Source organism: Streptomyces sp. JJ66 (assembly GCF_019303495.1).
Classification (GTDB): Bacteria; Actinomycetota; Actinomycetes; order Streptomycetales; family Streptomycetaceae; genus Streptomyces.
The window spans coordinates 94370-106679 of sequence record NZ_JAEVFI010000008.1 but is presented as its reverse complement, the minus strand read 5'-3'; the positions used below and the strand labels follow the sequence as shown (position 1 = coordinate 106679).

Here is a 12310-nt window from a genome sequence, read left to right as displayed (position 1 = left end):
CGGGCCCAGCGGCCGGGCGCGGCCGTCACGGGGCCGGGGGCCGGGCCGGAGGACCGCCCGGCCGCGTCGGCCTGGGCGTCGTGCGGGAGGGCGGTCCTCACTGGGCGCGCTGCCAGTCCTCGATGTTCCACCAGGGGCCGGAGCCCAGGCCGTGGTCGTGCGGCTCGACCTGGGTGGTGACGTTCTTCCAGCCGCCGCCCATCACGTAGACGTGGTCGATGTGGGTGAGGAAGACGTAGCCCGGGTCCTTCTCCAGCTCGCGCTGCACCGCGTCGTAGGCGGCCTTGCGCACCTCGCGGTCCCCGCTCTCGCGGCCCTCCTCCAGCTTCTCGTCCACGGCCGGGTTGGAGTAGCGGGCCATGTTGTGGAAGCCGTCACCGGCCAGGTCGGAGTGCAGCAGGGTGTAGAGGTCGAAGTCGGGGTCGGCCGGGTTGCCGCCGCCGGCGAGTACGGCGTCCTGCCGCATCGCGGGCTCGATGACCTCCCAGGTGCCGGACTCCACGGTGATGTCGATGCCGATCTCCTTGGCGTCACCGGCGACGGCGAGTGCGTGCTCCTGGCGCAGCTGGTCCCCGGCCGGGTACCACAGGGTGAAGGCCGCCGCGAGGCCGTCCTTGACGCGTACACCGCCGGACCCCGGCTTCCAGCCCGCCTCGTCGAGGATCTTCTTCGCCGCGTCCGGGTCGTGTTCGCGCTCGGTGCCCTCGGCGAACCAGGTGCTGCCGGTGGGCACCGGGCCGTGGGCGGCCTGCCCGGCGCCGTCGAGAATGTTGTCCACCATCGACGAGCGGTCCACGGCGATGTCCAGCGCGCGGCGCACGGCGCGGTCGCCGGTGACGTCGTTCTCGGTGGGCAGCGTCACGCCACGGAAGTCGGCCGAGTCGGCGGTGACGATGGTCTGGCCCTCGGCGTCCTTGAACGTCTCGGCCAGGTTCGGCGGGAGCACGGCGGCGTCCAGGTCGCCGGAGCGCAGCCGGGTGGCGCGGATGTCGTCGTCGCCGATGATGGCCATCGTGAGCTGGTCCACCTCCGGCTCGCCGCCCCAGTAATCGGGGTTGGCGCGGAAGCTGAGCTTCTCGCCGCGGCTCCAGTCGGTGAGGACGTACGGTCCGGTGCCGACCGGCTCGGTGTTGTACGCGCCGGTGTTGACGTCCTGCCGTGAGGCCACCGCCTGGGAGGCGATGGGCAGCACGGTGCGCTCGGCGAACGCGGCGTAGGGGTAGGTGAGCTGGAAGACGACGGTGTGCTCACCCTGGGCGGTGACGCTCTTCACGGCGTCGAGCTCACCGCGCGCGGGGTTGTTGGTCTCCGGGTCGAGGATCGTCTCGTAGGTGAAGACGACGTCGGCGGCGGTGAAGGGCTTGCCATCGGAGAAGGTGACGTCTTCGCGCAGGGTGTAGGTGTAGGTGAGGCCGTCCTCGCTGATCTCGGGCAGCTCCTTGGCGAGGGCCGGCTGAAGTTCCAGCTCGGCGTCGTGGCGGAGCAGCCCGTCGAAGATCTTGGAGTTGCCGTCCTTGCCGTAGCCCAGCAGGGGGCTGAGGGTCTCCGGCTCGGTGGCGATGCCGATGACGTAGGAGTCCTTGGCCCCGCCGCTGTCGCCCTCGCCCGGGGCGGAACATCCGGCCGCTCCCACGAGCGCCGCCGCCACCGCGGCGGCGGCCGCTGTCCGTATCCGTCGGGCCGTCATGTTCCACACCCTTGCTGAACGTCACCTGTTGTTGCGAGCAGCTTGCAATTAAACCGCAGGGGCGCGCCGCGCGGCAGACCGGGGGCGTACACGATCTTGCCGGGGCCGCGAGCGGGCCAGCGGGCGGGGCGCGGGACCCGCCGGTTTCCGCCCCCGTTCCCGGGGCACGCGGTGGACGAACGGCCGCACAGCGGCGCCACGCAATCCGGCTCACGCCGGACCGCAGGACGGAGAGAGACCATGTTGAAGGCGATCGCAGACGTGCTCCGGTCCATTGGCGGTGCCATCGCCACCGTCGTCACGCTGCCCTTCCGGGCCCTGGCCCGGCTCTTCGGCGGGGCGTCCAGCAGCGCCCGCGGCCACCACTGACCCTGGCATCCCCCGCGCGCTCATCCGCCCCAGCGCCAGTTCTCCCAGGGCAGCCCCGTTCCACGGATTCCCGTACGCCGCGGTGGCCCGGCCAGTCCACCTGGCCGGGCCACCGCGGCGTACGGGCGCGAGACGCAGCGCACCCCGATCCTGGAACACGGTTCCGTCGCGGGCGGGAAGCACCCCTTGACCAGACCCTTGGTCTATGCCAATGCTGTGGTTCTGCTTCCCCCCACGTCAGGTCCCGTTCGCTTTCCCGTCCCCTCGCGGGACGCAAGGGGTGAAGTATGCCCATCCAGCCCAGACGACTCGTCAAGCTCACCACGGCCGCCGTGACGCTGCTGGTTCTGACCGCGTGCGGCACGGCCGCCGACACCGGTGGCGAGCAGGAGCCGCTGCACGTGTGGCTCATGCGGAACAGCCTCAGCACGGAGCTGACCGGGGAGATCGTCCGTGACTTCGAGAAACGGCACCCCGGACGCGAGGTGGAGGTCACCGTCCAGGAGTGGACGGGCATCGGCGAGAAGGTCACCGCGGCGCTGGCCGCCGACGAGGCCCCCGATCTGATCGAGGTCGGCAATACCCAGGTCGCCCAGTACGTCGCGGCCGGCGGCGTCAGCAACCTCACGCTGAAGGTGCCCGAACTCGGCGGCGACGACTGGCTGAGCGGCCTGGAGGAGTCCGGGCAGGTGGACGGCTACCAGTACGGCATCCCGTACTACGGCGCCAACCGCGTCGTCATCTACCGCAAGGACTTGTTCGAGGCCGCCGGGATCACCGAGCCCCCGGCCGACCGGGAGGAGTGGCTGCGGATCACCGGGCAGCTCAACCAGCCGGAGAGCGGCCAGCAGGGCATCTATCTGCCGGGCCAGAACTGGTACGTCCTGGCCGGGTTCATCTGGGATGAGGGCGGGGAGCTGGCCATCGAGCTGAGCGGCCGGTGGGAAGGCGCGCTGCACACCCCCGAAGCGCTGGCGGGCATGGAGTTCTACACCCGGCTGCACGCGCTGGGCCAGGGGCCGCCCGACAGCGACGAGGCCGAACCCGAACACGGTGTGGTCTTCGCCGACAACGAGGTGGCCCAGCTCATCGCCCCGCCCGGGCACGCCCGGCTGATCCTGGAGCGCAATCCCGCCCTGCGCGGCAAGCTCGGCTACTTCCCGGTGCCGGGTAAGGAAGCCGGGGCGCCCGGCGCCGTGTTCACCGGCGGCTCGGTGCTGATCATCCCGGAGAACGCCCGCGACGCTGAAGGCGGCTACGCGTTCCTGCGGCTGCTCACGGGCGACCGCTGGCAGCGGGAGATCGCCGGCACGATGAGCTACGTCCCCGTCAAGGGGACGCTGACGGACGCGCTGGAGGGGGACCCCGGTGCCCAGGCCATGGCGCGCGGTGCCGAGGCCGGACGGGCGACGCCCAACTCACCGTCCTGGGCCGGGCTGGAGGCGGACAACCCGGTCAAGGACTACCAGACGGCTGTCCTGACCGGCCAGGACAGCGAGCGGGCGGCCCAGGAAGCGTCCGAGGCGATCACCCGCCTGCTCAACGCCACCCCGGACTGACCGGCGCGCGGGGAGGGCCTGGGGGCTCGGGCACCTCAGTGGGTACTCACGCAGCAGCTCCAGCGGCATGCGGCCTCCTCACGGCCCACCCCGGCGGCCGCGGGCGTTCACCGCGCTGGCGTGCCACGGCGCCCGGCGGCGGGCTCCCGCCTACGGTGATCACGTGGCAGGCTCCCCCTCACTCCGCAAGGATATGTACGCCGCCGGGATCGCCGTAGCGCTGTTCGCCACCGCCGCGATCCTCGGCCACCGCGTTCAGGACCGGGACGGAACGCTCCGGCTGGGCTGGCCGCCGCTGTACGCCAACTGGGCGCCGCACGTGGGCCCGGGCACCCCGGCCGCTCTGGCCGTCGCCGTCCTGGTCGTCGGCTACGGGCCCACGGTGGCGCGTCGGCTCGGGCCGCACGCCCTGGCCTGGACGACGTACGGTGCCTCGCTGGCGTGGGTGTTCTCCCTCGCCCTGGTGGACGGATGGCACCGGGGCATCGCGGTGCGGCTGACCACTAAGTACGAGTACCTGCGGTCGGTTCCCGAGATCACCGACATCGGCTTCACGCTCCGCGAGTTCACCAGCCGCATCCTCATGGACGCCCCGGACAACTGGCCCGCGCACGTCGCCGGGCACCCGCCGGGCGCGCTGCTCACCTTCGTGTGGCTGGACCGCCTCGGGCTGGGCGGCGGCGGGTGGGCCGGGGTGTTCTGCGTCGTGGTGGCGTCGTCCGCGGCGGCGGCCGGGGTGGTGGCCGTGCGGGCGCTGGCGGGTCTGGACCTCGCGCGGCGGGCGGCGCCGTTCCTGGTGCTGGCTCCGGCCGCGGTCTGGCTGGGCACGTCGGCGGACGGCTACTTCACCGGCGTCACCGCGTGGGCGGTCGCACTGCTGGCGCTGGCGGCGACGCGGAGCGTGCGGCGGCCGTGGCTGGCTGCGCTGGGCTCCGGGCTGCTGTTCGGCTGGACGCTGTACCTGTCCTACGGGCTGGCGCTGATGGCGGTGGTCGGCGTCGCGGTGCTGGTGGCGGCACGCGACGCGCGTCCGCTGCCGTGGGTGCTGCTGGGCGCCGCGCCGTTCGTGATCGTCTTCACGCTCGCCGGGTTCTGGTGGCTGGAGGGGTATCTGACGCTGCACGAGCGGTACTACCAGGGCGCCGCGGGTATCCGGCCCTACGCCTACTACGTGTGGGGCAACCTGGCGGCGCAGGTGGTGTCGGTGGGCCTGGCGGGGGTGGCCGGGCTGCGCCGGGCCGCCGCCCGCGCCCGGCGGCCGTCCCCGGTGGTGATCCTGGTCGCGGGCGCGGTGCTGGCCCTGCTGATCGCGGACCTGTCCGGCATGAGCAAGGCGGAGACCGAACGCATCTGGCTGCCCTTCGCCCTGTGGGTACTGCCCGCCGCCGCGCTGCTCCCCCGCAGCTGCCACCGCTGGTGGCTGGGCGCGCAGGCGGGGGTGGCGCTGGCGGTCAACCACCTGCTGCTGACCGGATGGTGACGCGGCACCGGGCGGCCGGTTACCGGGCACCGGTTACCGGCTTTCCGGGCCAGGGCGAGCGGACGGCGGGATGGCGGGGCGCAGGGTGAGGAAGCGACGTTCCGCGCACGTCCACTCCTCCACCACCCGCCATCCGGCCGCACCGGCACGGCGGCGCAGCGCCGAGGGCCCGAACCGCGCCCAGGGAAACGCGGGACCGCGCGGACCGGTGCCGTCGTCCAGGCGGACCTCGATGAACTCCTCCACCTCCGCCGCCGCTGCCTCGGCGAGGAGCAGACCGCCCGGGGCCAGCAGGGTGCCGACACGGCGCAGCAGCGCCTGCGGGTCGCCGCCGATACCGACGTTGCCGTCCAGCAGCAGCGCGCGGTCCCACCGGCCCTCGTCGGGCAGCGGTTCGAACACCGACCGGCACAGCGCGGAACCCCCCAGCCGGCGGGTGTGCCGGACGGCGGCGGGCGCCGAGTCGATGCCCAGTGCCCGGCCACCGGCGCCGCTGAGCGCGGCCACCATCCGGCCGGGTCCGCAGCCGATGTCCAGCACGCTGCCGGTGCACCGGCCGAGCACGGAGCGGTCGGCGGCGTCGGCGCGGGCGCACCAGCGTTCGACGTCCAGCGGCAGCAGCCAGCCGTCGGCGCGGCGCAGGAACAGCGGTCCACGGCCGGTGCGCAGCGCCTGCTCGTAGGGGTCGGTGTGCCAGGGCAGCTGTTCACCCGGTGACGGGGCGGTGGTGGTCATCGCGCCCCCGTCCGGTGCCGGGCGGCCTGGTACGCGCGGGCGAACCGGCTGCCCGGTGCCTGCCTGGCCACCTCGGCGGCGTCCGCCACGGTGTCAACATCGCGCAGCACGGGCAACGCCCGCACGCGCAGCCCGGCGTCGGTGAGCCGCCGCCGCTGGAGCGCCCCGGTGTCGGGGCGGGACATCGGCACCCCGCGCACCAGGACCGGGGCCGCCTGCGCGTCGGCCAGGGCGAGCGACCAGAAACCGCCGTCCGCCGCCGGGCCGAGCCAGGCGTCACACGCGGTGAAGGCGTCGGCGGCGAGCACCGGGGCGAGGGTGCGCGCGCTCAGGTGCGGGGTGTCCATGCCGAGCAGCAGCGCCGGACCGTGGCAGGCGGCGAACGCGGCGGCGATGCGCTCGTCCAGCCCGCCGGGCGACTGCGGCCGGACGTCGAACCCGGCGGGCAGCCACGGGCCGGTGGCCCCGGCCAGGACCAGCACCCGGCGGACGGCGGGCAGGTCAGCGACGGTGCGCAGGGTGTCGGCGAGCGCCGCCTGGGCGAGTTCGGCAGCCTCGGCCGGGGTGAACGGCGGGGTGAGGCGGGTCTTGACGCGGCCGGGCACCGGCTCCTTGGCGATGACGAGCACCGTCAGCGGTGTCGGCGCTGGTGCTGAGCCGGTGCGCTGGGCGGGTGCCGTCATCGCAGGACCGCCCGCATGTCCCGGACCGCGCCCAGCGTGCCCAGCCAGGTGCCGGTCACCTTGGACTGCCCGGTGCGCGGCTGGTAGGGCACCGGCGTCTCCCGCACGCGCCAGCCCGCCTCGCAGGCGCGCAGCACCATCTGCAGCGGGTAGCCGCTGCGCCGGTCGGTCAGGTCAAGGCCGAGCAGGTTGGTGCGGCGGGCGGCCCGCAGGGGGCCGAGATCGTGCAGCGGCACCCCGGTGCGGCGGCGCACCATCCGGGCCAGCGCCAGGTTTCCGGCGCGGGCATGCAGCGGCCACGCGCCACGGCCGGTGGGACGGCGGCGGGCCAGCATCAGGTCGGCCTCGCCCGCGCGCACCGGAGCGGCGACGGATTCGACATCGGCCGGGTCCAGGGAGCCGTCGCAGTCACAGAAGGCCACGACGTCCGCGTCGGCGGCCCGGAGACCAGCGTGGCAGGCCGCGCCGAAACCGCGCTGGGGCTCAGCTACGACGTAGGCGCCCAGCGCGGCGGCGAGTTCGGCCGAGCCGTCCGTCGAGCCGTTATCCACGACGATCGCCGTCCAGCCCTGGGGGACCCGGGAGAGCACCCAGGGCAGCGCGGCCGCCTCGTCCAGACACGGCAGCACCAGATTTCCTCGCGGCGTTGGGGTGTTGTTCATCCCGCTCACCCTACGAGTACATAAGGGACGAAAGGCACTATCGCGCAGTGCGGCGCGCGGGCCCCCCTCGCGGAGTCCGGCGTTCGGCCCGGTGTTCCGCCGAACGGGCGGCGCGAAACGCCTCACGCGGCGGGCGCACGCCTCATCCAGCGGCGAGCGGCGCCCGTGCGAACGCCGCCATGCCCTGCGCGAAGCCCACGCGCGGCCGCCAGCCCAGCTCCTCGCGCAGCCGCCGTGAGGACGCGGTGATGTGCCGGACGTCGCCGAGCCGGTACTCGCCGGTGACCACGGGGGCGGGCCCGCCGAACGCGTCCGCCAGCGCCCGCGCCATCTGACCCACCGTGTGCGGGTCGCCACTGCCGGTGTTGTACGCCCGCAGTTCCCCCGGCGGCCGCTCCCCGACGGCCTCCAGCGCGGCGACGCCCGCCGCCGCGACGTCGGTGACGTGCACGAAGTCCCGGCGCTGCCCCCCGTCTTCGAACACCCGCGGGGGACGACCAGCCTCCAGCGCGGAGCGGAAGAACGACGCCACCCCGGCGTACGGCGTGTCGCGCGGCATGCCGCCGCCGTACACGTTGTGGTAGCGCAGGCTGATCGCCCGGCCCCCGCAGGCCCGGGCCCAGACGGCGGCCAGGTGCTCCTGCGCGAGCTTGGTGGTGGCGTAGACGTTGCGCGGGTCGGCCGGGGCGTCCTCGGGGACCAGGCCCGGTTCGAGCTCGGCACCGCAGCGCGGGCACGGGGGCTCGAACCGCCCGGCGTCCAGCGCCGCCACCGTGCGCGGCCCCGGGCGCACCACTCCGTGCTCCGGGCAGCGGTAACGGCCCTCGCCGTAGACCACCATCGACCCGGCCAGTACCAGGTGCGGCACGCCCGCGCCAGCCATCTGCTCCAGCAGCACGGCGGTGCCCAGGTCGTTGGTGCCCACGTAGGCGGCGGCGTCCGTGAAGCCCTTGCCCAGGCCCACCATCGCCGCCTGATGGCAGACCGCGTGCACGCCGTGCAGCGCCTTGGCGACGGTGCCGGGGTCGCGCACGTCGCCCCGCACACCGCCGGCCGTGGGCCGCAGGTCCAGCACGCGGGGCTCGTGCCCCGCTTGGGCCAGCGCGGTGACGATGTGTGAGCCGATGAACCCGGCTCCTCCAGTGACCAGGACACGCATGGGCTCACGCTAGGCGCGCCCCGGGCCTGCGGGGCGAAGCCGCGCCACGTGTCGCGGTGCGGCGGCGGTGTGGTGGCGGCGGTGTGGCGGTGGCGGTGGCGGTGTGGCGCGGCTCGGGGTGACCGGGCTCTGGCCAAGCGGCACCCGCTGCTGCCACGCTCGTTGCCATGAGCAACGATCGTCTGCGTGATGTGTACATCGCCGATGCCGTGCGCACCCCGGTCGGCAGGTACGGCGGCGCCCTGTCCTCCGTCCGCCCCGACGACCTCGCCGCCCACGTCGTGCGCGCCCTGGTCGGCCGCTCCCCCGCGCTGGACCCCGCCCGCATCGACGACGTGGTCTTCGGCAACGCCAACGGCGCGGGCGAGGAGAACCGCGACGTCGCCCGCATGGCCGTGCTGCTCGCCAGACTCCCGGTCACCGTCCCCGGCACGACGGTGAACCGGCTGTGCGCCTCGGGTCTGGAGGCGCTGGTGCAGGCGGCGCGCGCGGTGGCCACCGGGGACATGTCGATCGTCGTCGCCGGAGGTGTGGAGTCCATGAGCCGCGCCCCGTGGGTGGTGCCCAAGCCCGAGCGGGCCTTTCCCCCGGGCGCCCCCGAGATGTTCTCCACCACGCTGGGCTGGCGCATGGTGAACCGCCGCATGCCGCCGGAGTGGACTCTCTCGCTGGGCGAAGGCGCCGAACTCGTCGCCGACCGCCACGGCATTACCCGCGAGCAGCAGGACGCCTTCGCGCTGGCCAGCCACGAGAAGGCGGCCCGCGCCTGGAAGGACGGCGCCTACGCCGCCGAAACCGTCGCCTGCGAGGGCGTGGACCTGCCGCGTGACGAGACGATCCGCGACGGCACCTCCGGCGCGGCGCTGGCGGGGCTCAAACCAGTGTTCCGGCCCGAGGGGGGCACCGTCACCGCGGGTAACTCCTCACCGCTCAACGACGGAGCCGCGGCCCTGCTCGTCACCGACGAGGCCGGACTGCGCGCCACCGGACGCGAGCCGCTGGCCCGGGTGCGGGCGTCGGCGGTCACCGGCATCGAACCGCAGCTGTTCGGGCTCGGCCCGGTAGAGGCGGTGCGCCGTGTCCTGCAGCGCACCGGGCACACCTTCGCGGACCTGCGCGTCGTCGAGCTGAACGAGGCGTTCGCGGCCCAGGCGCTGGGCTGCCTGGCCGAGTGGCCGGAGCTGGACCCGGCCAAGGTCAATCCGCGCGGCGGTGCCATCGCCATCGGCCACCCCCTGGGCGCGTCCGGCGCCCGGATCGCCGGAGCGGTGGCCCACCAGCTGGCCGCCGCGGGCTCGGGCGTGGGACTGGCGGCCCTGTGCGTCGGCGTCGGGCAGGGACAAGCCCTGGTGCTGGAGCGGTAACCGGCGCACCGGGGCGTGGCACGCGTCACCGGGCGAAGGTGGTGGTAGTCGTGGCCGATATGGAGTGGAACGCGGTTTCCGGCTACTGGCTCGCCCGCCTGGTGTTCCAGCGCGGGCTCGCGGTGGTGTATCTCGTCGCCTTCGTCTCCGCCGCCCTGCAGTTCCGCGCACTGATCGGGGAACGCGGGATGACGCCGGTGCCTGGCTATCTGCGCGCTATGCCGTTCCGCCGCGCCCCCAGCCTGTTCCAGTGGCGCTACTCCGACCGCCTGTTCGCCGGCGTCGCCTGGAGCGGTGCCGTGCTGGCGGCCGCACTGGTGGCCGGGCTCGGTGACCTGGTGCCGCTGTGGGCGTCGATCCCGCTGTGGCTGGTGCCGTGGGCGCTGTACCTGTCGATCGTCAACGTCGGCCAGACCTGGTACGGCTTCGGCTGGGAGTCGCTGCTGCTGGAAGCCGGTTTCCTCGCCGCGTTCCTCGGGAATGACGCCGTCGCCCCGCCCCTGCTGGCGCTGCTGCTCCTGCGCTGGCTGGTGTTCCGGGTCGAGTTCGGCGCCGGGCTGATCAAGTGGCGCGGTGACCGCTGCTGGCGGGACCTGACCTGCCTGTACTACCACCACGAGACACAGCCGATGCCGGGCCCGCTGAGCTGGTTCTTCCATCACTTGCCCCGACCGCTGCACCGGGTGGAGGCCGCCGCCAACCACGTGGCGCAGCTCGGCCTGCCCGTACTGCTGTTCGCGCCGCAGCCCGTCGCCACCTGGGCGGCCGCCGGCCTCATCGTCACGCAGCTGTGGCTGGTGCTCTCCGGCAACTTCTCCTGGCTCAACTGGCTGACGGTCCTGCTCGCGGTGACCGCCGTGGACGTCTCCCGCCTCGGGGTCACCACACCCCCACCGACGTATGCGCCGACACCGCCGTGGTTCGACGTCCTGGTCGTCGCCGTGACCGTCTTCGTCGCCGTCCTCAGCTACTGGCCGGTGCGCAACCTGCTCTCCCCTCGGCAGCAGATGAACCGCTCCTTCAACGCCTACCACCTGGCCAACACCTACGGCGCCTTCGGCAGCGTGACGCGGCTGCGGCACGAGGTGGTCATCGAAGGCACCGACGCCGCACGCCTCACCGGCGAGACGGTGTGGCACGAGTACGAGTTCCACGGCAAACCCGGCGACATCCGGCGCCTGCCACGGCTCTTCGCGCCCTACCACCTGCGGCTGGACTGGCTGATGTGGTTCGCCGCCCTCTCCCCCGGCTACGCCCGCCCCTGGTTCACGGCCCTGCTCGAACGCCTGCTGACCGGCGACCGCGACACCGTGCGGCTGCTGCGCCGCGACCCGTTCGCCGGTACCAGCGGGCCCACCCACATCAGGGCCCGCCTGTATCGCTACCGCTTCACCACCTGGCGGGAGCTGCGGACCACCGGCGCGTGGTGGCACCGCGAGCTGGTGGGCCCGTACTCACCCACCCTGTCCCGCCGCCGCTAGCTAGCTGTGCGGCTGGTGGACGGTCTCCGGCGACTCGGTGTCCAGCGGCACCGCCCACTCGGGCACCAGCCCGAGCTGGACCGAGTGCCACGGCAGGACGGCACCCAGCGCCCAGTCCATGAACACCCGGCCCGGTTCCCGGCAACGAGGGAGTGGTAACCGTGCGTAATGAGTCCGGCGGCCGGTCCAGGACAGCGGGCTCCTCAGCGGGTGGGCCGCTGCCTGCCCCCGGCCAAGGTCCACAGCGTCCCCACCTGCGGATAACCCGCCCCCACCTCGCCAAACCTCCCCCGACCCGGGGTGCGCGAGCACCGGCGCGAGTGCGGTACAGTTTCTGTGCACGAGCGGCGAGGGAGCACCCCGGACCGCGAGAGCACCGGGACGTGGCGCAGCTTGGTAGCGCACTTGACTGGGGGTCAAGGGGTCGCAGGTTCAAATCCTGTCGTCCCGACGGTGTAAATGCAGGTGAGGGCTGGTTTCTTCATGGAAGAGACCAGCCCTCACGCATTCGCGTATCTAAGTGAGTGACTACCGCTGGCGCCGAGTCGCTCAGCGCACGAGCGGCAAGTGCCGCTTCGAGCGCTTCTCTGGGACCACTTTGGGACCACGCTCGTCTTCCTCAGACCCAGACGAGATCCAGAACGGTTGGGCGAGGTGAGCACTGAGCGCGGCCAAGAGACGCCAAATCGCCCGAGAACGCGTGTTCTTGCTTGACTGTGGCGGTCAGAGGCCCGCATCCGTGAAGGGTGCGGGCCTCTGATGCGTTTCTGAATCCTTCTGGGAGCGAGCTGGGAGTGGATCTTGAAGATTCAGGTGGAGGCACTCTCCCGCTCACAGAGCAAGCGTAAGCTCCCGTACTGGCAGCGCCAAGGTCCGGGGCAGACCCGGCGTCGTATCCAGCGTCGCTTCACACTGCAAAGGCCGCCCCTACTCAGCTATCTCTCGTACCTGCGTCGCCGCGCGTTGCTGTGCCACTCCGGTGGCACCCGCAGGCACACTCCCCGGTAACCGCGACGACACCGTCGATGCGCTTCTGGAACGGACCGGGGCACCAGCTGTGCATCTCCGCCGCCTTGGGGTCCTCTTCGTCTGCGGCGACGCGGCATTCCGGGGCGATGTAGGTGGCACGCT

10 protein-coding genes and 1 tRNA gene are annotated in these 12310 nt (G+C 73.2%); 6 read left to right on the top strand and 5 right to left on the bottom strand.

From position 1 onward, the window contains the following. Window positions 1-97 precede the first annotated feature (97 nt). Entirely contained in the window at window positions 98-1687 is a 1590-nt protein-coding gene (locus tag JJV70_RS07975) for an ABC transporter substrate-binding protein (protein WP_219047050.1), read from the bottom strand. Between the two features lie 240 nt (window positions 1688-1927). Here JJV70_RS07975 and JJV70_RS22560 point away from each other — a divergent pair, with 240 nt between their 5' ends. The 3 genes from JJV70_RS22560 (at window position 1928) to JJV70_RS07965 (ending at window position 5095) form a co-directional block, all read left to right on the top strand. Continuing rightward, window positions 1928-2056, top strand: coding sequence for an LPFR motif small protein (locus JJV70_RS22560; RefSeq protein WP_003964321.1), 129 nt, complete (start codon window positions 1928-1930; stop codon window positions 2054-2056). Window positions 2057-2343: 287 nt separating this feature from the next. Beyond that, window positions 2344-3615 (top strand): extracellular solute-binding protein, encoded by a 1272-nt coding sequence (locus tag JJV70_RS07970; RefSeq protein ID WP_219047049.1) that lies wholly within the window; start codon window positions 2344-2346, stop codon window positions 3613-3615. 193 nt (window positions 3616-3808) lie between these two features. After that, a complete protein-coding gene (locus JJV70_RS07965) occupies window positions 3809-5095 on the top strand; it encodes a hypothetical protein (protein ID WP_219047138.1) in 1287 nt (428 codons plus the stop codon). 33 nt (window positions 5096-5128) lie between these two features. Here the strand turns inward: JJV70_RS07965 and JJV70_RS07960 are convergent, their stop codons facing one another. The 4 genes from JJV70_RS07960 to JJV70_RS07945 form a co-directional block, all read right to left on the bottom strand. Next, window positions 5129-5830, bottom strand: coding sequence for a bifunctional 2-polyprenyl-6-hydroxyphenol methylase/3-demethylubiquinol 3-O-methyltransferase UbiG (locus tag JJV70_RS07960; protein ID WP_219047048.1), 702 nt, complete (start codon window positions 5828-5830; stop codon window positions 5129-5131). Beyond that, window positions 5827-6513, bottom strand: coding sequence for a DUF2064 domain-containing protein (locus tag JJV70_RS07955; protein ID WP_219047047.1), 687 nt, complete (start codon window positions 6511-6513; stop codon window positions 5827-5829). Before JJV70_RS07955 ends, JJV70_RS07960 begins: the two co-directional genes overlap by 4 nt. Beyond that, on the bottom strand, window positions 6510-7175 hold the full coding sequence (locus JJV70_RS07950; protein ID WP_219047046.1) for a glycosyltransferase family 2 protein: 666 nt from the start codon (window positions 7173-7175) through the stop codon (window positions 6510-6512). The genes JJV70_RS07955 and JJV70_RS07950 overlap by 4 nt, the downstream gene beginning before the upstream one ends. Before the next feature lie 142 nt (window positions 7176-7317). After that, window positions 7318-8334: an NAD(P)-dependent oxidoreductase gene (locus JJV70_RS07945; RefSeq protein ID WP_219047045.1), complete on the bottom strand. Its 1017-nt coding sequence runs from the start codon at window positions 8332-8334 to the stop codon at window positions 7318-7320. Window positions 8335-8501: 167 nt separating this feature from the next. On the opposite strand from JJV70_RS07945, the gene JJV70_RS07940 reads away from it, so the two are divergent. The 3 genes from JJV70_RS07940 to JJV70_RS07930 all read left to right on the top strand — a co-directional run bounded on the left by JJV70_RS07940 (window position 8502) and on the right by JJV70_RS07930 (window position 11630). Then, complete coding sequence (locus tag JJV70_RS07940; protein WP_219047044.1) at window positions 8502-9698, top strand: thiolase family protein; 1197 nt, start codon at window positions 8502-8504, stop codon at window positions 9696-9698. A 59-nt stretch (window positions 9699-9757) separates the two neighbouring features. Continuing rightward, complete coding sequence (locus JJV70_RS07935; protein ID WP_219047137.1) at window positions 9758-11179, top strand: lipase maturation factor family protein; 1422 nt, start codon at window positions 9758-9760, stop codon at window positions 11177-11179. A gap of 377 nt (window positions 11180-11556) precedes the next feature. Next, window positions 11557-11630 (top strand) — tRNA-Pro (locus JJV70_RS07930). Window positions 11631-12310: the final 680 nt, after the last annotated feature.

Bases quoted from the DNA above. Each gene is read 5' to 3' on its own strand.
- JJV70_RS07940 (WP_219047044.1), top strand. From the start codon at position 8,502: ATGAGCAACGATCGTCTGCGTGATGTGTACATCGCCGATGCCGTGCGC.
- JJV70_RS07965 (WP_219047138.1), top strand. From the start codon at position 3,809: ATGTACGCCGCCGGGATCGCCGTAGCGCTGTTCGCCACCGCCGCGATC.
- JJV70_RS07955 (WP_219047047.1), bottom strand. From the start codon at position 6,513: ATGACGGCACCCGCCCAGCGCACCGGCTCAGCACCAGCGCCGACACCG.
- JJV70_RS07960 (WP_219047048.1), bottom strand. From the start codon at position 5,830: ATGACCACCACCGCCCCGTCACCGGGTGAACAGCTGCCCTGGCACACC.
- JJV70_RS07970 (WP_219047049.1), top strand. From the start codon at position 2,344: ATGCCCATCCAGCCCAGACGACTCGTCAAGCTCACCACGGCCGCCGTG.
- JJV70_RS07975 (WP_219047050.1), bottom strand. From the start codon at position 1,687: ATGACGGCCCGACGGATACGGACAGCGGCCGCCGCCGCGGTGGCGGCG.
- JJV70_RS07945 (WP_219047045.1), bottom strand. From the start codon at position 8,334: ATGCGTGTCCTGGTCACTGGAGGAGCCGGGTTCATCGGCTCACACATC.
- JJV70_RS22560 (WP_003964321.1), top strand. From the start codon at position 1,928: ATGTTGAAGGCGATCGCAGACGTGCTCCGGTCCATTGGCGGTGCCATC.
- JJV70_RS07935 (WP_219047137.1), top strand. From the start codon at position 9,758: ATGGAGTGGAACGCGGTTTCCGGCTACTGGCTCGCCCGCCTGGTGTTC.
- JJV70_RS07950 (WP_219047046.1), bottom strand. From the start codon at position 7,175: ATGAACAACACCCCAACGCCGCGAGGAAATCTGGTGCTGCCGTGTCTG.